This is a genomic window from Chloroflexus sp. (assembly GCF_034431535.1).
GTDB lineage: Bacteria > Chloroflexota > Chloroflexia > Chloroflexales > Chloroflexaceae > Chloroflexus.
The window spans coordinates 90,094-109,883 of sequence record NZ_DAOUDC010000031.1; the positions used below are offsets into that span (position 1 = coordinate 90,094).

The 19,790-nt window shown below is 60.3% G+C and carries 18 protein-coding genes; 9 read left to right on the forward strand and 9 right to left on the reverse strand.

The features are described from left to right. Positions 1–18 precede the first annotated feature (18 nt). The 4 genes from U9R61_RS08750 to U9R61_RS08765 are packed head-to-tail and all read right to left on the reverse strand — an operon-like array spanning position 19 to position 4,845. Positions 19–2,322 carry a penicillin-binding transpeptidase domain-containing protein gene (locus tag U9R61_RS08750; RefSeq protein ID WP_322488434.1) on the reverse strand — a complete coding sequence of 768 codons (2,304 nt, stop codon included), beginning with the start codon at positions 2,320–2,322 and terminating at the stop codon, positions 19–21. A 25-nt stretch (positions 2,323–2,347) separates the two neighbouring features. Next, positions 2,348–2,881, reverse strand: coding sequence for a rod shape-determining protein MreD (mreD, locus tag U9R61_RS08755; RefSeq protein WP_322488435.1), 534 nt, complete (start codon positions 2,879–2,881; stop codon positions 2,348–2,350). Then, complete coding sequence (mreC, locus tag U9R61_RS08760; RefSeq protein ID WP_322488436.1) at positions 2,854–3,762, reverse strand: rod shape-determining protein MreC; 909 nt, start codon at positions 3,760–3,762, stop codon at positions 2,854–2,856. Before mreC ends, mreD begins: the two co-directional genes overlap by 28 nt. A 3-nt stretch (positions 3,763–3,765) precedes the next feature. Next, positions 3,766–4,845: a rod shape-determining protein gene (locus tag U9R61_RS08765; protein ID WP_066783687.1), complete on the reverse strand. Its 1,080-nt coding sequence runs from the start codon at positions 4,843–4,845 to the stop codon at positions 3,766–3,768. 397 nt (positions 4,846–5,242) lie between these two features. Here U9R61_RS08765 and U9R61_RS08770 point away from each other — a divergent pair, with 397 nt between their 5' ends. The 7 genes from U9R61_RS08770 to U9R61_RS08800 all read left to right on the forward strand — a co-directional run bounded on the left by U9R61_RS08770 (position 5,243) and on the right by U9R61_RS08800 (position 12,341). Then, on the forward strand, positions 5,243–7,333 hold the full coding sequence (locus U9R61_RS08770; RefSeq protein ID WP_322488437.1) for a putative cobaltochelatase: 2,091 nt from the start codon (positions 5,243–5,245) through the stop codon (positions 7,331–7,333). A gap of 87 nt (positions 7,334–7,420) precedes the next feature. Then, the gene (locus U9R61_RS08775; protein WP_322488438.1) at positions 7,421–8,941 is read left to right on the forward strand and encodes a S1 RNA-binding domain-containing protein; all 1,521 of its coding nucleotides are present in this window, start codon (positions 7,421–7,423) and stop codon (positions 8,939–8,941) included. A 135-nt stretch (positions 8,942–9,076) separates the two neighbouring features. Continuing rightward, positions 9,077–9,250, forward strand: a complete 174-nt coding sequence (gene rpmH, locus U9R61_RS08780; RefSeq protein ID WP_066783693.1) for a 50S ribosomal protein L34 — start codon at positions 9,077–9,079, stop codon at positions 9,248–9,250. A 94-nt stretch (positions 9,251–9,344) separates the two neighbouring features. Further along, entirely contained in the window at positions 9,345–9,752 is a 408-nt protein-coding gene (gene rnpA / locus U9R61_RS08785) for a ribonuclease P protein component (RefSeq protein WP_322488472.1), read from the forward strand. After that, positions 9,749–10,693 carry a YidC/Oxa1 family membrane protein insertase gene (locus U9R61_RS08790; protein ID WP_322488439.1) on the forward strand — a complete coding sequence of 315 codons (945 nt, stop codon included), beginning with the start codon at positions 9,749–9,751 and terminating at the stop codon, positions 10,691–10,693. The genes rnpA and U9R61_RS08790 overlap by 4 nt, the downstream gene beginning before the upstream one ends. A 47-nt stretch (positions 10,694–10,740) precedes the next feature. Next, positions 10,741–11,406, forward strand: coding sequence for an RNA-binding cell elongation regulator Jag/EloR (jag, locus tag U9R61_RS08795; RefSeq protein ID WP_322488440.1), 666 nt, complete (start codon positions 10,741–10,743; stop codon positions 11,404–11,406). Between the two features lie 83 nt (positions 11,407–11,489). Next, on the forward strand, positions 11,490–12,341 hold the full coding sequence (locus U9R61_RS08800; RefSeq protein WP_322488441.1) for a PfkB family carbohydrate kinase: 852 nt from the start codon (positions 11,490–11,492) through the stop codon (positions 12,339–12,341). Positions 12,342–12,372: 31 nt separating this feature from the next. Here the strand turns inward: U9R61_RS08800 and U9R61_RS08805 are convergent, their stop codons facing one another. Then, positions 12,373–14,223 carry an APC family permease gene (locus U9R61_RS08805; protein WP_322488442.1) on the reverse strand — a complete coding sequence of 617 codons (1,851 nt, stop codon included), beginning with the start codon at positions 14,221–14,223 and terminating at the stop codon, positions 12,373–12,375. Positions 14,224–14,497: 274 nt separating this feature from the next. Between U9R61_RS08805 and U9R61_RS08810 the strand changes: the two genes are divergently transcribed. Then, complete coding sequence (locus U9R61_RS08810; protein ID WP_322488443.1) at positions 14,498–15,445, forward strand: ATP-binding cassette domain-containing protein; 948 nt, start codon at positions 14,498–14,500, stop codon at positions 15,443–15,445. A gap of 32 nt (positions 15,446–15,477) precedes the next feature. Then, on the forward strand, positions 15,478–16,233 hold the full coding sequence (locus tag U9R61_RS08815) for an ABC transporter permease (protein WP_322488444.1): 756 nt from the start codon (positions 15,478–15,480) through the stop codon (positions 16,231–16,233). A 158-nt stretch (positions 16,234–16,391) separates the two neighbouring features. Here the strand turns inward: U9R61_RS08815 and U9R61_RS08820 are convergent, their stop codons facing one another. The 4 genes from U9R61_RS08820 to U9R61_RS08835 form a co-directional block, all read right to left on the reverse strand. Then, positions 16,392–17,351 (reverse strand): peptidoglycan DD-metalloendopeptidase family protein, encoded by a 960-nt coding sequence (locus U9R61_RS08820; protein WP_322488445.1) that lies wholly within the window; start codon positions 17,349–17,351, stop codon positions 16,392–16,394. An 85-nt stretch (positions 17,352–17,436) separates the two neighbouring features. Continuing rightward, complete coding sequence (locus tag U9R61_RS08825) at positions 17,437–17,721, reverse strand: hypothetical protein (RefSeq protein ID WP_322488446.1); 285 nt, start codon at positions 17,719–17,721, stop codon at positions 17,437–17,439. A 304-nt stretch (positions 17,722–18,025) separates the two neighbouring features. After that, complete coding sequence (locus U9R61_RS08830) at positions 18,026–18,487, reverse strand: SRPBCC family protein (protein WP_322488447.1); 462 nt, start codon at positions 18,485–18,487, stop codon at positions 18,026–18,028. Between the two features lie 14 nt (positions 18,488–18,501). Further along, on the reverse strand, positions 18,502–19,671 hold the full coding sequence (locus U9R61_RS08835; protein WP_322488448.1) for an NAD(P)/FAD-dependent oxidoreductase: 1,170 nt from the start codon (positions 19,669–19,671) through the stop codon (positions 18,502–18,504). Positions 19,672–19,790: the final 119 nt, after the last annotated feature.

A 19,790-nucleotide genomic window follows, 5' to 3' on the forward strand; every position in this document is an offset into this window, starting at 1 on the left:
CTATCAGCCTGCGCAACGTTACGGTTGCGGCAGCACCGGGCAGATCGACGGCGGATTTTCCGGCGGTGTAATGCCAAAGTACGCTTGCATGATCTGCGTTACCGCTGGCACTGCAATCGTCGATGAACCGTCGTTGAGGTCGCCGACGCCTTCAACCAGCACGACCACCACGATCTCAGGGTTCTCGTAGGGCGCAAATCCCACAAACCACGCATGGCTCTGCCGCACCATCCGACCATCGGTAGTGATGAGCAACGGTCCAAACTCGGCAGTACCGGTTTTGCCGGCAATGCGCAGGCCCGAACAGGCTTCGCGCGCCGCAATGCCCAAACCATCGGTGATCGAGGCCAAGAGACCTTGACGGATGGCGGCCAGATGCTGCGGCTCGATCGGCGCTTTGCCCAGCGGTTCAGGTTGGATCTGCTGCACAAGCTGGCCGTTCTCATCGACAATCCGGTCAACCACGTGCGGGCGATAGAGGGTGCCATCGGTCGCGATGGCACCGGCTGCCACCGCCAGTTGCAGCGGCGCCACTTCGAGATAGCCCTGCCCGATCGCCGTGTTGTAGGTATCGCCGGTCGTCCACGCTTCGCGCAAGACCTGCGCTTTCCACGCCCGCGTCGGCACTCGCCCGCTGGCCTCGCCAACTAAATCGATCCCGGTCGTGCGGCCAAAATTGAACCACGACAACCCCTCTACCAACTGGTCAATGCCGAGTCCGGTGATTCGTAAGGAGCGCTGGTCGAGATTAGTTGCTTGATCGTTGCCGCCGGCGATGCTGGCGAAAAAGACGTTTGACGAGAGGCGCAGCGCGTCGCGGACATCGATCTGGCCATTATCGCGATTGCGCACCGAGTTGGGCAAGATAAACTCGGCACCGCTCCGCTCGATCAGGCGCAAGAGGCCGGGATCGCGCAGTTTGGTATCGGCGGCGATCACGCCTTGTTGCAACGCCACTGCGCCAACAAACTGCTTCAGGGTCGAACCGGGCGGGTATTGGCCGGCGATGGCGCGATTGGTAAACGGCGCCAGCCGTTGCAGCTCGCGCTGCGCTTCGGCGCTCGGCGGCGCGAGCAATGCCCGCAAATCATTGGCCCGCGCCGGATCAACCCAGATGTTGTTGTCGTAATCGGGCAGGCTGACCATCGCCAACACCCGCCCATTCCGCGGATCGATCGCCACCGCAACGCCGGCTACAATCGGGTCATAGGCCCGCTTATGCGCCTCGCGCGCCGTTTGACGCCGTTGCTCTCCTTCATTGATCCAGCGCTGCAAGATGCGCTCGACTTCAGCCTGAAATTGGGCATCAATGGTCAACACGAGATCATAGCCGTTGGCGACCGGGCGCAGCGTAGTGACATCGCTGACCGGACGCTGCAACGCATCGACCAGCAACGAGTCAATCCCCATCTGGCCGCGCAGCACCTGCTCATACGCGCCTTCAAGGCCATCTTTGCCAATCTGATCGCTCGGCAGGTAGGGCGGCAAGCCAACGCTGGCTGGGTCGATCCGCTTGGCCATCAAGCCACAGATCGGCGCATTCGCAGTAATATCAACCAACCCACGCAACCACGAGCTGGCCGGGTTCACGGCTACTAGCTCGCAGGCGTTGATCCGGCCCACGTAGCCAAGCAGGTGCGACAGCGAGGGAATGGCGCTGCTCAACGGGTAACGCCGGCGGAAGCCTTCGATCACTCGCGCGCCGGGCAGGTAGTTGGCGTTTTCGCGCAACGCTAACACTAACTCCGGCGAAATATCCTCTTTAATCATGACCGGCTGGTAACTCCGCGCGTTGGCCTGTTGCAAAAGCTGTTCGACCGGATTAGCCAGCATCGCGACGTCGCGATAGGTTTGGCTGATCGTGAGCGCGCGCAAGATATCGGGTGGGGCAATGGTGAGCGTAAGGGCCGCAGTGGACGTGAGCGAAGGCAGCGGCCCCAATGCAGCTAACTCGGTGCGCAAGCCGGGGTTCGTTTCGAGCGCGCTGGCCGGGTCAATAATGAGGAATGCCGGCAACCCGGCAATTTGCGCCAGCCGCGCCAACGTCAGCGCCCGCTGCTCAGGCGCGCTGCTTGCTGACGGCAATTGGCCCGGCACCACCGCCAAATTATAGATCGGCACGCTCTCGGCGAGCAATGCACCACGCGCATCAAGGATCTCGCCGCGGCGCGGTTGGTTGGTCAGATACCGGCGGGTGGTGACTTCAATATCGGCGCCGAATCGCTGCGCATCAGTTTGCACCAGTTGCAGTTGCGCTAGCCGCGCCACCAGCACGACCACCACCAGCAACAAGATACTCCGTAGCGCAATGAGTCTCGCCATCACTGGGCATCAGCCTTTCGCTTGTCTACCCATCCGCTCGCACTAACCGGTGAACAATCGCCACCGCCGGCAGGGTTGGGATCAAAGCCAGCAGCACCGACGGCGCCACCACCTCCAACCCATACGTCCGCCAGTCTTCGATTGCCGGCAAGGCAATCAGGACAAGCGTTCCTTCGTAGATGACGGTACCGATCGCCACGGCCAACAAAGGCACGAGCGGACGTTCCACTGCAAACCGCCGGGCAGCTAAACCAACAAGCGCCACCGCCAAAAGGTGAGCGATGGCATGGCTGCCGAGCGGCATGGTGCCTAACACATCAAGCGCCAACCCGCCATAAAATGCCCACCACAACCCGCGCATCAATCCGCGCACCGGTTCGGCGGTGCCGGCGCCGACCAAGGCGCGCGCAATTGCCAGCACCAGCAGGATCGGGACGCTAAAACCCGCGAGGCCCGTCAGCAGTGTTACCTGCACGAGCGCCAGGGCCAGCAACACCAAAGCCAGCCCCAACTCGCGCGCCAGCCGTTCTTCTATTCGTCTTGGCTGAGTATCACCCACACGTAGCGCACCTGATCCGGATCGACGAAGGGCCTGATCGCACCTATCTGGCGCTGTCCCTCTTGCTGTACCCTCTCGATCGCACCAATCGGCACGGCTGCCGGCATCGCCGCCAGATCGAGGGGCAGATCAAGCGCCCCGCTCAAACCGGCGGTCACCACCCGCTCTCCCTCCCGCATCGTCACGTTGCGATCGATTAATTCCAACCGCAAGCGTGAGCCGCGTTGCCATTGGCCTTGCATCAACCCTAGTGGTGCGCCATCGGCCTGCAACACCCGCACGCTGAGCTGGCTGCTAATATCGGTGATCATCAACACATCGGCAGTGCGCGGCCCAACAGACTCAACCACGCCAATCAGCGCCGGAGGGCCGCCCGGTTGCTGACCAATCACCGCCATGCCCACCTGCACGCCATCCTCAACCCCGCGCGCGATGGTTAACACCCGCCGCGCCGCATCCGGCGCACGCACCATCACCTCAGCACCGAGGATTTTCCATGGATATGTGCGCGTAATGGATAGTTGCTGGCGTAAAAAGATATTCTCAACCCGCGCCTGTTCCAGTCGCAATACTTCGCTGTTGAGGCGCGCATTTTCCGATTCCAGTTCGGCAATCCGGCTTTGCAACGCGGCCACGTCACGCGGTGCCGCCCACCACGACTCGATCATCGCACGGCGCTCGGTCAACCAGCCGGCCAGCGGTTGCACCGCCTCGCGCACCGCCAACCGCGCCGGCGCCACAATCCCTTGCCGGTCGAGAACGATCAGCAGCAGGCTGATCAGCGCCAGCCCAACCGCTAGCGCAGCCACGCGCCAATAATGGCGATCGCCGCTGCGATCACGGCGTAATTTCAGAGGACGATCATTGAGAAAGTCGCGCATGCGCTATCTCCGCACCCGCCGGCTCGTTTGCGCGCGCGTCAGAATATCTTGATAGACGCTGTTATCGAAGTGTTCGACCATCTTGCCGGCGCCGCGCGCCACGCACGAGAGCGGGTCTTGCGCGATATGCACCGGCATGCGCGTCTCAGCCGCAATCCGCTTGTCAAGCCCGTGCAGCAACGATCCGCCGCCGGCCAGCATGATCCCATGCTCCATAATATCGGCCACCAGCTCCGGCGGCGTCTCTTCGAGCGCGGCCCGCACTTCGGCGACAATGGCGTTCACCGGGCCGGCAATGCCTTCGCGTAATTCAACCGAGCTGACTTCAATCGCTTTGGGCAAACCGGTCAGCAGATCGCGCCCGCGCAACACCACCTTAATCTCTTCATCAAGCGGATAAGCCGAACCGGCGGCAATCTTTGCTTTTTCGGCCATCCGTTCGCCGATCAAGAGGTTGTATTCGCGGCGGGCAAACTGGATGATCGCCTCGTCAATCTCGTCGCCGGCGATCCGGATCGAGTGATTGATGACAATGCCGCCAAGGGCAATCACCGCAATCTCGGTGGTGCCGCCGCCAATATCAACGATCATCGACCCGATCGGCTCTTCGACCGGCAAACCGGCTCCGATCGCAGCCGCCATTGGCTCTTCCACCACGTAAGCTTCGCGCGCCTTGGCATTCAACGCCGCTTCGCGCGCCGCTCGCTTCTCGACTTCCGTCACGCCTGATGGCACGCCAACCACCACCCGCGGACGGGGATCGACCAGCGGCAACGCGGCATAGGCATGCGCCTTCTTGATAAAGTAGGCCAGCATCTGCTCGACCACATCGAAATCGGCGATCACACCATCCTTCAATGGCCGCACCGCTACGATATTGGCCGGCGTCTTGCCCACCATCGCCTTGGCTTCCGCCCCGACCGCATGCACCTTCTTGGTGCGCGTATCGATGGCCACTACCGATGGTTCGCTAATCACGATGCCCTTGCCGCGCACATGCACCAAGGTGTTGGCAGTGCCCAAATCAATGCCGAGATCGCGGCTAAACGCACCAAAAATCGTATTGAAGGGGTTGAGACCCACGAGTACACTCCACGTCTTACCCGCCGGCAGCCCGCTGCTGCCGTCACCACATGCATGAATTGAACGCCATTGTGATCCGGTGAACACCCGGATCGAATCGCTATATTATAGCATACCGGCCAAACATAATGAGACACGGATATGCACGGATCCAATCCGTCGCATCCGTGTGAATTCGGCGCCCATTCCCCCTCATCACGCATAGCGTCATTTGACTTTTCGGCGGCTTTATGACACAATTGCTATGCTGCTTCGTTGCAAGCACGTGGACGTGTTCGCCGTAAGCATTGCCGTAGGTTAGTTCGCTCGCCGGATGATGAAGATGCCACATCCCAACATTACGCGGCATTGCTGCTATGGCTTCTGGCTCGCATTGAGCTAGAAGATTTTTGTTGTCGTGAATATCACAAGCCTTCCGCAACGACCGGTCTATCCATTCTCCGCCATTGTCGGCCAAGAGCGGCTCAAACGCGCTCTGATTCTCAATGCGATCAACCCGCGCATTGGCGGTGTGCTGATTCGCGGCGAGAAGGGGACGGCCAAATCAACCGCGGTGCGCGCGCTGACGCGCCTGTTGCCATCGATCAAAGTGGTGGTTGATTGCCCCTACAGTTGCGATCCCGATACGCCGGCGACGCTGTGCGCTTCTTGCCAAGCTCGCCTCGCGCAGGGGCCATTGCCAACGATGGTGCGCCCGATCCGGCTGGTGGAACTGCCGGTTTCAGCCTCGGAAGACCGAGTGGTAGGCTCGCTTGATCTCGAACATGCGATTACCGAAGGCCAACGCCGCTTTGAGCCGGGGTTGCTGGCGCAAGTCAATCGCGGTGTCCTCTACGTCGATGAGGTCAATCTACTCGATGATCATCTCGTCGATCTGCTGCTTGACGCCGCGGCAATGGGGGTGAACACCGTCGAACGCGAGGGGGTGAGTGTGTCGCACCCGGCCCGTTTTATCCTCGTCGGCACGATGAACCCGGAAGAAGGTGAATTGCGCCCGCAGTTGCTCGACCGGTTCGGCTTGGCGGTGGAAGTGGTTGGTCTGACCGATGTGAATGACCGGGTGGCTGTCATCGAGCGGCGCATGGCCTACGAGGCCGATCCGTTCGGCTTCATCCAGCAATGGCACGAAGCGGAAGAAGCGTTGGCGCAACGGATTGCCGCTGCCCGCGCCTTGCTGCCCCAAGTGCGGATCGATCGCACCGATATGGCGGTCGTCGCCAGTCTCTGCATTGAAATGGGGGTTGATGGCCACCGCGCCGATCTGACCATCCTTGAAACGGCCCGCACCCACGCGGCTTGGAGTGGCCGGCGCATGCTGCTCGCTGACGATATCCGGCTGGCCGCCGAACTGGCTCTGCCCCACCGCATGCGCCGCCAACCGTTCGGCGAGGTCAAGCTTGACGAGCAACGGATGGCCAACATCCTTGACCAATACGGCAAGCGGGTCGAAGAGGTCAGCGCACAGGCTGAAGTAAAAAAAAACCCTGACCTCACCGATGTAAGCAATAGCAACGACGAAGGCGGTAACGAGAGCGGCGGCGGCAGCGCCACAGTTCCGGTTGGCGGGGCCGGTACGCCCGAAGCGACTACCCCAACCGACGACAAGGCAACCGGCGGCGCTGAATATAAGGCCGGTGATATCTTTAAACCGCGCCGCCTCGAAGCGACGCCCGATCGCCTCCAGCGTCACGCTCCCGGACGTCGCTCGCGCTCGCTCACAACGCGTAAGCAAGGCCGCTATATTACCAGTCGCCGCGCCGCGCGCGTGACCGATTTGGCGCTCGATGCCACCTTGCGCGAAGCGGCGATCTATCAGCGGAAGCGTCGCACCGAGTTGATGCATACCATTGGTACGCTGCATCGTCGCCATCCAAAGGTGTTGCTTAAGCGGTCTGACCTCCGCCAAAAGGTGCGGGTCCGACGCACGCGCAATGCGGTGTGCTTCGTGGTTGATGCCAGTTGGAGTATGGCCGCCGAAGAGCGCATGCAAGCCACCAAAGCCGCCGTGCTCTCGCTGCTGCGCGATGCCTATCAGCGCCGCGATCAGGTGGGGTTGGTCAGCTTTCAGCGCGATTATGCCCGCGTGTTGCTGCCGTTGACCAATAGCGTCGAATTGGCGCAACGCCGCTTGCAATTGATGCCGACCGGCGGCAAGACGCCGTTATCACGCGGGTTGATCACCGCCTTCGAGCTGCTCGAACGCGCTCGCCGGCGTGATACAGAAGTGGTACCGCTGATGGTACTATTAACAGACGGGCAGGCAAATGTGGCGCTGTCTGACTTGCCGCCCCAGCAAGAGGCGTACCGGATCGCAGAGATGATCGCGTCGCATCAGATCCATTCAATTGTGATCGATACCGAGCACCCGAATTTCGATCGGGGGCTCTCGCGCCGGCTGGCCGAATGTTTGCGCGGTGTGTACTATCGGTTGGAAGATCTACACGATGACGGCCTTGTCCGCGCGGTGCGGCAGCAAATGCGTTCGTAACATACGTCGGTGCGCGTCCGGCAACGTGGTTGCTTGATGCCACAACCATAGCTTCGGTAATCGTTTACGTGAGGAGGAAGGTAGGCAATGACGGATCAGGTACGTAGGGATGAGGTCGCTGCGGGCGAGCTGCCTGACACGCCTCTCGCGGCAGCTACTGCTCCGGCGGCTGAGGCTGCCGTCGCCGCGCTTACTCAGCCGGCAGAGGCGGTAGCGCCTACCCCTGAGCAGGAGGCGGTCCAGCCCGCCGCCGCAGGGGAGGCTGCTGATGCTCCGGCGGCAATGGCTCCAGCCACCGCAGGAGAGGGTGCGTCCACTGAGGCGGAACCGGCTGGTGCGAGTTTTACGCCGGTTGGTGAACAACAACCGCAAAAGCCGCGTCGGTTGAAGGATTTGCAACCCGGCATGGAACTCGAGGGCAAGATTACGTCGATCGCATTGTACGGCGTCTTTGTGGATATCGGCGTGGGCCGCGACGGTCTCGTCCATATCTCAGAGATGAGCGATCGCCGAATAGAGACGCCTTCGGAATTGGTACAGATCGGCGATACGGTGAAGGTGTGGGTCAAGAGCATCGATACCGATGCGCGCCGCATCAGCTTGACGATGCGCGATCCTGCGCAGGCGGAAACGCCGCGCCGCGCGCGCCAACCGCAGCAACCGCAGCAACCGCGCCGCCAAGAGATCGACCGCGAGAAGCTGGCCAGCCTGCGCGTCGGCGATGTCGTCGAAGGCGTGATTACCGGCTTTGCCCCCTTCGGCGCCTTCGCCGATATCGGCGTCGGTAAAGATGGCTTGATCCACGTCAGCGAACTGGCCGAAGGCCGGGTTGAGAAGCCGGAAGATGCGGTAAAGGTCGGTGAGCGCTATCAGTTTAAGGTGCTTGAGATTGATGGCGAGGCTGCCCGCATCAGCTTGAGCCTGCGCCGGGCCCTACGCACCCAGCGGATGCAGCAGCTTGAGCCGGGCCAGATTGTCGAAGGCACCGTGAGCGGTATCGCCACCTTCGGCGCGTTCGTTGATATTGGCGTTGGCCGCGATGGCCTCGTCCATATCTCGGCACTCGCCCCACACCGCGTAGCCAAGGTTGAAGAGGTGGTCAAGGTTGGCGATAAGGTGAAGGTGAAAGTGCTCGGCGTCGATCAGCAGAGCAAGCGGATCAGCCTGACCATGCGTCTCGAAGAGGAGCAGCCGGAAGCAGCGGCGAGCTCTGAGGCGAGCGAGCCGGTGGAAGAGACCGCGCCTGCCCGTGGTGGCCGCAGCAACTTTGAACGCTACACCGCTGCTGCACAGGCAGCCCGTGAGCGCGGCGAACGCGGCGAGCGCGGCGAGCGCGGCGAGCGGCGTGACCGGCGCGAACGGCGCAATGCCCAACCGGATCCTGAAATGTATGTGGTCGGCGAAGAGGAAGAAGACGCTTTTGAGGGCAATGCGACCCTCGAAGATCTGTTGACGAAATTCGGCGGGCCGAGCAACCGCCGCGATCGTGACCGCGATCGCCGCCGCCGCGACCACGATGATGACGACGACGAGATTGAGCGTCCATCGAACCGGCGCCAGCGCGATGCGATCCGGCGCACCCTCCAGCAAATCGGTCACGATGAATAGACGCATCGCGTAAGGATAGTAATTGGTCTGCCGGCAATGTTGCCGGCAGGCGACTATTTGACATGCATCCAGCGCGACGAGTATAATGGCAACAGTTTTTGTCAATAAAGAGATAATCTCTGAGGAGTAAATACAATGCCCAAGCGAACATGGCAACCGAAACGCATCCCGCGCCGCCGCAAGCACGGCTTTCGGGCGCGGATGGAGACCAAAGATGGGCGCGAAGTGCTCCGCCGCCGGCGTCTCAAGGGGCGCTGGAAGCTGACGGTCAGTGATGAGCGGCGAGCAGTGCGTCGCGGACACCGCTAATGACGGGATGGGACGGGTTATCGCCGACAGTGTCGCCTTCAGCGGCTGGCCATTGCGCCATCTGTGGCCGATAGCTCGTTTGTTTTTTTTACCCATGCGACGCGCAAATCGGCTCCGCCGGCCCGAACAATTTCGCCGCGTGCGCCAAGAAGGTCGCACCGTCACATCACCGTGGCTGGCCCTGACTGTCGCACCGGGCCGGCGCAATGCAGTGCGCTGCGGGTTCGTCGCTGGCCAGCGCATCGGCGGTGCAGTGCAACGTAATCGTGCTCGCCGGCGCGTCCGTGAGGCAGTTCGCCTGCTGCTGCCGTCATTGCAGAGCGGCTACGATTTGGTTTTTATTATCCGCTCGCCGGAAGTGGTTGAAACGCCCTTTAGCCAGTTACAAGCCGATATTGCCGCACTCCTGCGGCAGGCCTGCCTCTTGAACGCGCCGGAACCAGAATCAACTGCATCAACATCGGCTACCTCGCATCCACAGCACGAACGGGGATCATCATGAACATTTGGTCGGCATTTGTTGGTTTGCTCGAACAATTGCTGCTCTTCTTCTCATCATTGACCGGCAACATGGCGCTAGGGATCGTGCTCTTCACGATCGCGGCCCGCCTCTTTATTCTGCCCCTGACCCTCAGCTCGCTCCGTTCGAGCCGCCGCATGCAAGAGGTGCAGCCGATCTTGAAGGAGATCCAGCGCAAGTACGGCAAAGATCCGCAGCGTCTCCAAGAGGAGACGCTGCGCGTCTACCGCGAGCATAAGATTAACCCGGTCGGTGGATGTTTGCCGCTCTTGTTGCAATTGCCGATCTTTTTCGGCGTGTACCAAGCGGTGTATCACCTGATGGTGCCCGAACAGCGGGTCAACCTGAGCACCGCCGCCACTGAAATGCTCAAAGACGAACGGCTGGCCCAGATCCTTGCCGCCCCCTTCTTTGGCATGGATCTCGGTATGCCGGCGTTTGGCCCGAATGGTTTCGCCGGCTTCGCCTATCTCATCTTGCCGGTGCTCTCGATCGTCTTGCAGTTGATGCAACAATTGATGGCGACGCCGCGGGTGCAAGATCCGCAACAAAAGGCGTTTACGCAGGCAATGCTGATTATGCCGTTCGTTTTCGGCTACATTGCCTTTACTTTTCCGACTGGCGCCGTACTGTACTGGGTCATTAGCAGCGTCATTGGCGTGATCCAGCAGTATTTCACCTCAGGCTGGGGGTCGCTGGCTAATTACCTGCGCTTCCTGCCCCCTGACAACCGCCCGGCCCCGGCATTGTCGTTGGCGCCAGCTACTGCGGCTCAGGCGGCTGAAGCGCAGGCCGAAACCCCAAAGGTCGATTTCTGGTCGGTAATGCGGCCATTGACTGAAGCGCCGGTTGAATCGAGCGAGACCGCTGGCGAAGAGCATCGCACAGCGCGCCAGCACCCCAATCCGCGTCGCCGTCGCTAGGAACAAGAAACGTTTAAGCAGACGGTCACAGTGACCGAGAGGTGTCTATGAAGCGCATCGAGATCAGCGCGCGCACCGTCGCCGAAGCTGTCGAGCTGGCGTTGGCCCAATTGGGCCGCGATCGCGATGAAGTGGCGATTGAGGTGCTTGATCCGGGCGAGAATGGTGATGAAGCATTGGTGCGCGTCACCGTTGTCGAAGATGAAGAAGAGCGACCGTCCATCGAGAAGGTGAGCGCTATTGCCCAACGCATTCTCGAAGATCTGCTCGAACGCATGGATATCCATGCGTATGTGACGGCTGTCGTCTCGCGGGTGCCCGGCCCGCAGGGTGAAGCAGAGGATACGATTACCTTGCACGTTGAGGGCGCCGATGAAGAGGCGATGGGCTTGCTGATCGGACGCCGCGGCGAGACGCTGCGCTCGCTCCAATTTTTGCTGAACCTGTTGGTGAGCCGGCGCGTGCATGCATGGCCGCAGTTGGTGGTTGATGTGGGTAATTATCGCCAACGCCGCCAAGAGTCGCTCGAAAGCCTTGCCCGCCGGATGGCGGAACGGGTGCGCCAGACGGGCCGGCCTATTATGCTGGAACCTATGGCGGCCTACGAACGGCGGATTGTTCACCTTGCCCTGCGCGACGACAAGACGATTTATACCGAGAGTTCCGGCGAGGGCGAGAATCGCAAGATTGTGATCTATCCGGCAAAATCGTAACTGGTAGGGGGCTGGGTGCTCACTAGCCCCCACTTGCTTCTCGCGTCATACCCCTCTTGCCTTCACGTCTGCGCTGCCATCCTATGATTGATTTTGTTGCTATCGGCCACGTGACTCGCGATCTGTTGCCGGCTGGCGCCACTGCCGCTGGCGGTGCCGCTCGCTTCGCTGCCCTGCTAGCGCAACGGCTTGGCTTGCGTCCGGCTATTGTCACCGCGAGCGCCGAACCGGCTCCCGCTGGGGTGGCATGGGCGAACATTGCGACGCACGTGAGTTCAACCTTTGAGAACCGCTACACGCCCGCTGGCCGGCGCCAGTGGCTCCATGCGGTGGCGCCGGCGATTAGCGCGACCGCGATTCCGCCCGGTTGGCGCACTGCCCCCATCGTCTTGCTCGGCCCGGTCGTGCATGAATGCCCTCCGGCATTAACCGCAGCGTTTCCGAGCGCCTTGATCGGCGCCACAGCACAGGGATGGCTGCGCGATTGGAACAATGACTTGCCATCACCCGTTCGGCTGCGCCGCTGGCAACCCGCGCCCAAAGAGCTAGAGCGCGTGCATGTGCTCAGTCTCAGCAGTGAAGATGTGGGAGGTGATGACGAATTAGCCGCCTATTACGCCAGCGCAACCCCGATCGGCATTGTCACCCACGGCGCGCGCGGCGCAACGATGTTCTTGCACGGCAGGCCGCACCATATCCCTGCCTACCAAGCCCAAGAGTGCGATCCAACCGGTGCCGGCGATGTCTTTGCCACCGCCTTCCTCATCCGGCTGTGGGAAACGGGCGATCCTTTTGCGGCGGCCCGCTTCGCCGCCGCTGCGGCGGCCTGTGTCGTGGAAGGGGTCGGTGATACGGCATTGCCCGATCGGGCGCGGATCATCCAACGGATGGCCGGAGATAACCGGGCCGTTGACCATGTCACGCGAACATCGTAGGGGCGCACGGTCGGCGCCCCTACTAGTCGAATCACCGCTCTAACCGGTACGGCACACTGGTCACGACATTGCCGCGCAACCGCAGCGTGGTTTTGATCAACAACCCGGTCTGGTTGTGCAACAGGTGTTCCCACCAGCGCGCCGGCACAAATTCGGGCAAGATCACCGTGATCACATCATCGCCATAGCGCGTCTCGACCTCTTCGATGTAGCGCACAATCGGGTTGATCAGCGAGCGGAACGGCGATTCGAGCACGACCAGCGGAATATCGTACCCCCAATCACGCCAGCGCGTGCGCAACTTCTCGGTCGCATCCGGGTCAAGATCAACATACACCGCAGTCACGTTATCAGGCGCAATCGAGCGCGCATATTGCAAGGCCGGCAATACGCCGCGGTGAATGCCGCTCACCAAGACGACCGCAGTGTGGCGGCGCAGTTCGGGCGGCAAGATGGCGCCACTCAACGACAATTGTTCGGCGACGCGGCGATAGTGCAGGTTGATGGCGCGGAACATCAACACCAAGATTGGGATCGCCGTAATGACCATCCACGCGCCATGGACAAACTTGGTGACCATGAGGATCACCAGCACGATCGCCGTAAGGATAGCGCCGAAACCGTTAATCATGACACTGTGCAGCCATCCCGGTTGACGCAAGCGCAGATGGCGGCGCACCATCCCCGATTGCGAGAGGGTGAATGAGGTAAACACCCCGACCGCATAGAGCGGCAGCATCGCGATCTCATTGGCCCGAAAGATCACTACTAATAGCGCCGAGAACATCCCCAGTACCAGAATCCCGTTTGAGAAGACCAACCGGTCGCCGCGCGAAGCAAACTGGCGGGGTAAGAAGCGATCGCGCGAGAGGAAGGAAGCGAGACGCGGGAAGTCGGCAAAGGCGGTATTGGCCGCTAATACCAAAATTAAGGCAGTGGCCACCTGGATAAAGACATACACCGACCCCACGCCAAAGATCGTGCGCGCAATCTGCGAGACGATCGTCTCGTGCGTAAACTCATTCGGTACCGCTTGATGGGTATACGCCAGCCACGTAATGCCCAGAAACATCGTGATCAACAGCGTAATCATCCACGTGAGGGTGATCGCCGCATTGCGCGCCTCCGGCGGTCTAAACGCTTGCACGCCATCGCTAATGGCCTCAATCCCGGTCAGGGCGGTACAACCGGCGGCAAAGGCGCGCAAAACCAACCACAGCGAGAGCGCCTCGCCAGTCAGCGGAATATCCGGATCGATCGAATGCGTCACCGGCTCGGCGCCAAACAACAGATCATGGCCGATACCCACCACGATCATCGAAAGAATACCGGTAATGAACGCATACGTCGGGATGGAAAAGATCACGCCGCTCTCTTTAGCGCCGCGCAGGTTAGTGATAGTGACGATCAGAATGCAGCCGAGGGCAATCTCAACTGCATGATCGCGGAGCGCCGGAAAGCCCCAGTTCGTTGCTAACGACGTGATTGCGGCGACGCCTGCCGAGATACTCACCGCGACGGTCAGCACGTAGTCGATCAGCAAGGCGCCAGCGGCCACTAAACCCGGCAGATCGCCGAGATTATCGCGCGTTACGATATAGCCGCCGCCGCCTTGCGGATACGCTTTGATCGTTTGCCGGTAGGAAAAGCCAACGATCAGCAACAACAGTGCAATCGCAGCGGCAATCGGCAGCGAGAGACCAAGCGCCGCGCTCCCGCCGAGAATGAGAATGGTGAGGATGGCTTCGGTTGCATACGAGACTGACGAGAGCGCATCTGATGAAAAGACTGCCAGCGCCGTCGTTTTGCTGAGCCGTTCTTGGTGCTGGTGTTCGGTGGCAATCGGCCGTCCAACCAGAATGCGCTTGATCTGGGCAAACATAGCCGCAGGTTCCTTGCTAATGTACGAACGCAATAGTTTTATGCAATAGAAAGACGGAACGCAATCTGTGCGCGGCAGTCGGCGTTCCGTCGGCTGTCGAACGCATGGTCGATTACTATCAACCTGCGCATCGTCATTGACGCTTGCCGAGCGATCATAGCACTATGATCAGGGAAAGTCAATCCCTGTGACGATTCTCACAGACGGGCTTGACATCGCTGCATAGGCGCGTTATGCTCTGAACGAGTTGTGGCCTGATGACCAAGGCACGGTGATGAACGAACAAGCTATTGAAACACAGGCGCTGGTCAAACGGTACGGCACGGTAACGGCGCTCGATCATGTCAATCTCCAAGCGCCGGCCGGGCGGATCTACGCATTGCTCGGCCCAAACGGGGCGGGCAAAACGACCCTGCTCAGCATTCTCACCACCTTGCTCCCGCCAACTTCCGGCAGCGCGCGCATTCTCGGCTACGATGTGGTACGCGACGCCGCCGAGGTGCGCCGCCGGATCGGCGTGACGTTTCAAGAGATGGTGCTTGATCCGTTGCTGACCGGGCGCGAGACGCTCGATTTCCACGGTCGCCTCTATCGCTTGCCATCCGCTGTGCGCAGGCAACGAATTGCTGAATTGGTTAAGCTGGTGCAATTGAACGACGCCATCGATCGACCGGTCAAGAGCTATTCCGGCGGGATGAAGCGGCGACTTGAATTGGCCCGCGGTCTGATGACCGATCCGCAGGTGTTGGTGCTTGACGAGCCAACGCAGGGCCTCGATCCGCAAAATCGGGTTAATATCTGGAGCTATGTGCGCGATCTGAACCGCCGCCGCGGGATGAGCATCTTGCTTACCACCCACGCGATGGATGAAGCCGAGGCCTTGGCCGACCTCGTAGGCATCATCGATCACGGTCGCCTGATTGTCGAAGGCAAGCCGGGTGATCTGATCGCTTCACTCGGTTCTGATGTCATCCGGGTGCGCGGGAATGGCGATTTTCAGCATCTGGCTACGGTTGCCGCTACGATCGATGGCGTCAGCCGGGTCGAGACTGACCCGGCCGATGGCTTGGCCCTGATTTATACCGACAATGGCAGCCGTCGGTTGCCGGCAGTGCTGAATGTGATCAGCAACAACGGCTTCGCTGTCGAAGATGTCACCCTTGCTCGTCCATCGCTCGGCGATGTATTCTTGCACTATACCGGCACCGCGCTGCGTGATTAATACCTGCACAAACTGCGAGAGGAGCACGCTCTATGTACGCCACGTATGTTATCTGGACGCGGCACATGCGCAAATTCGTTCAGCAGACCGAAGAGCTGGTTGGGTTGGCGTTGCAATCGGTCTTGTGGGTGGTGCTCTTTGGGGTTGGCATGCGCGGCATGATTAGCGATGTCGGCGGCAGTGATTATATGTCATTTATTCTGCCGGGCATTATTGCCCTCAGCGCATTGGGCGGTGCGGTTGGCGGCGGCATGGTATTGTTGGATGAGCGGCTGCGCGGAATTGTGAAAGAGTATCTGGCCGCGCCGATCCCTCGCTTGAGCATTTTGTTGGGCAGCGCGGCGAGTACCGCAACCAAGGCGCTCTTCCAAGCGACGCTGATGTTACTCATTGGGTTGCTCATGGGGGCGCGCTTGGCGATCAACCCGGTTGGCTGGCTAGGTGCGCTCGTGTTGCTCGCGATCTTTGCCATCGGCTTCAGCGGGCTAGCGCTCGGCGTGGCGGCTATTTCGCGCAGCATCGCCGGTTATCACGGCATGATCTTCCTCTTTAACCTGCCGCTGCTGTTTGCCTCAAATGCGCTCTACCCGCTATCCGTGTTGCCGGGATGGATGCAAGCGATTGTCTTGATTAATCCGGCAACATATCTGATCGACGCCGTGCGCGCTTTGGCGTTCGGGGTAGAAGCCACCCTGCCGCTGTGGGCCAGTGCTATGGTGCTGGCCGTTTTTGCCGCTGCCAGCATGGCCTTCGCGCTATCGCTCTTCCAGCGTTCGTTGCGGGCGTGAAGAATAGCCGCGAAAAAACACAGAAGACACAAATGACTGTAAGCTGAACCCAAAGCCAGATATCAACCAATCGCAGTTTAGCAAAACCGCCGGCGAAACCAGCTAACAAACCACCCAATCCGTTCTTATGTTTTGTTTTCTGTATCTTTTTTTGGCTATTATTTCCTACCACAACCCACTAGTGCTGTCGGATCGATATTCACCTCATCACGCCAGACTTGATAATCAAGGTGCGGGCCACTAGCAAAGCCAGTACTGCCCATCAAGCCGATCACCTCGCCGGCCCGCACCTGTTGCCCGTCAATCACCGTCACAATCGCCAAGTGCGAGTAACCAGTGCGCCAGATTCCGTCCGGCGCTACCACCCAGACATGATGGCCGGCGGGATAGCTATTCATCGTCACCTTCACCACGCCATCGTGGGTAGCGACCACCGGCGCATACCAGCTCGGCCCCGGCTCGGCCAAGCCATCGCCGTCGCCGTCAACCGCCAAATCGATCGCACCCCAAATATGGGCCGGTGTATGAGTGCCAACGCCATACCCTTGAGTTATGACAACTTGGCCAGACGAAGGCTGCACTGGGCAACCGTGGGGGCCAGCTTCATCGAGGTAGAATTGGGGCAGCGCCGTAGGAGCAGGGGGTATCGGCGGCGCAGGCGCAACGAGGGGCACCAGCGCGTCGGGCGTGGGGGTCGCCAGAGCAACAGAACGCGCCGATCTCACTACCGGCCTTGCCGGCGCTGCTGCCGGCAAGGCCGCGGTAGGAACGGCTGCGATGAGCTGGACGCCGGCCTGATTGAGCAGCGCAGCCTGCCATTGCTGTTGGAACGTGGGAGCGACCCCGGTCGCCAGCGGCGTTACCACCAGCGTTGCCGCTAACCCGGCAGCCAAGGCGAGCGGCAAGACATTCGCTTGCGGCGATGGGCGCGGCGGCAGTGGCAGCAACGCTGCGGGTGACAAGCCTAACACCAATGCAATCGCCTCAGCCTCACCGTGGCTGAGGCGACGCATGCCATATTCGGCTTCGGCAATAGCCCGCGCCGGGATCCCGGTCAAGAGCGCCAAATCGACAAAGGTCAAATCGCGAGTACGGCGAAGCTGGCGAAGTGTTTGCATCTCGATCCTCTTGGCACAACACGGTTAGTTGGAAGATAGCACAACCTTGCTGCGCCCAAGATGACAAGATGCGTACAAATGCGGCTTAATCGCCGTTCACCCGCCGTTCTTTCGCCGCGTACTCGGCCTCAAGCTCGGCCAGCTTGCGCCAGCGTTCACGCTTCTCAAGCCGGTTGAGCGTAATATAGCCGGCCAGAATTGAGACAAAGAGCGCCGGCCAAATCAACCATGCAAAGCTGATTTTGATGCTAATCGCAAAGAGCAGCCCAAACAGGCCGATGAACACCCCGCCGGCAGCCATATACACTTCAAAGCTGGTGCTGGCAAGATAGACCTCATCACGCGGGCTAAACCGTTGCTGTCGAGCCATACGCAACCTCTCATCACTGACGAACCGACCATCCTGACAACTGTATGCTAGCACAGGGCCGGATTGCATTGTAGTGGATGAAACGATGCAGTTTTTGTGCAATATCTGTGCTTTTATGCAAAAGTCTGGGACAAAATAAGAAGGGCGGGTTTGAAACCTACCCTGCGTCAGCGCACCATGCGGGCGTGGCCCCCCACTCACAAGATCGTAAAGACGGGTTTGAAACCCGCCCTTACGATGTAGGAGCACCTACGCTACCAATGGTCTAAGCTCGCGCTATTGTTGGCCGGCGATCGCGCCGCCATCAACGCGACTGGGCCGTTGCCGGTTGGCCACCGCCTTCGATAATCATGCGCAAGCGATCAAGCTGGATGCGCATATCGAGCGAGGCAAAGATCTGGCCGAGACCTACGACAAACACCCGCAGACTAGGATCGGGCACTTCGTACTCGACCCGGTTCTGCACAATCGTGCGATCGCCATCAGCAAACCAACGCCAGAGCTCCTTGCCGCGCCACAGGCCATCGATCGTCAGCAAGATATGGCCGCTGTCACGCTCGGTGACCGTATAAGTCGCACCGGCCAGCGCCAGCGACTTGAGGCGCAGTTTGTGCTTGCTGCCCAACGCCATCAAATCGCCCTCAATCGGATCGAGCACCACCAGCGGCGAGCGCCACTGCGCCATCAATTCGGGATCAGTCAAGTAACGCTCGATGGTGGCGGGCGGCGCTTTAATCGAGACAAACTGTTCCTGCACGATCATCATCACGCTCCTATCGCTTAGGCGCTCTCAATCGTAGCGCGGTAATACTCTTCAATCCCCCGTTTCAGCATCAGCGCCGGATAACCCATCACCGGCACGCCTAATGCGCTCCCGATCGCATCATTCGGCCCTAATGACACGACTTCGCCAAGCTCAACCGGCTCGTAGGGCCGTGGCGCTTCGCCGCGCGCTTCAGCCGCCAGTTCCGCGGCCAAATGGGCGCCCTGCCGGATGGCGTATGATGCAGCAGGTGGCAAGATACCACCCCGGCCATCAGACACGGCGGCGCAATCGCCAATGGCAAACACAACCGCTTGCCCGTTGACCCGCAAATAGCGGTCAACCAGTACCCGCCCGATCCGATCGGTTGGGAAGCCAGCCTCGGCCAAGAGGGCCGGCGCGCGTACGCCAGCGCCCCAGACAATCGTACCGGCGCGCAAAATCCGACCATCGGCAAAGCGCAAGCGTTGCGGCTCGACCTGCGTTACCGGCGTTTTGAGAAACACATTCACACCGAGGCGTTCCAAGCGACGCACAGCCTCGTGGCTCGCCCACTCGCCAAGGTGCGGCAGCAAATGATCTTCGCGTTCAATCAGCGCAATGCGCACTTCCTTCCGGGGCGCACCGGTTTGCTGGCACAGATCATCGGCCCACACCGCCAACTCGCCGGCCAACTCACAACCGGTATAACCGCCGCCAACAATGGCTGTCGTCATCGTGATCCGCAATTCGGTCGGATCGGTCAACGACGCCGCTTTAGTAAATTGAGCGACGATGTGTTTGCGCAGTGCGACGGCATGGGCGAAAGTATGAAGGGGCAGCGCATGTTCACGGGCGCCGGGTGTATTGAAAGCGGTCTCACTGCCCAGCGCCAATACCAGCCGATCGTACGGCAAGCTCCGGCCATCGGCAAGCGTCACCGTGCGCTCAAGCGGATGGATTGCCGTCACGCGCCCTTCCACCCGCTCGATATCACGACCTTGCAACAAATGATCGAGCTGATAGATCGACTTCTGATCGGCAATCCCGGCGGTCGCGGTCAAATGCAACAACTGGATGAGCTGGTGGTACGGATGTTGATCAACTAATCGGATAGTAATATCAAGCCCTTGTTCACGGCGGAAACGGGCTAGATCGAGTGCTGTGCGCAAACCGGCATAGCCGGCGCCGAGAATAACGATCTGCATGGTCACAAAGCTCCGTGGACTGGTCACGACAGGCGGGTGTAGATCACGCTACATCCCCTACTTACAGAATACCACGGCTCGGTTGCCGGTCAACCGCACAACAGGCGCAGCTCACACAC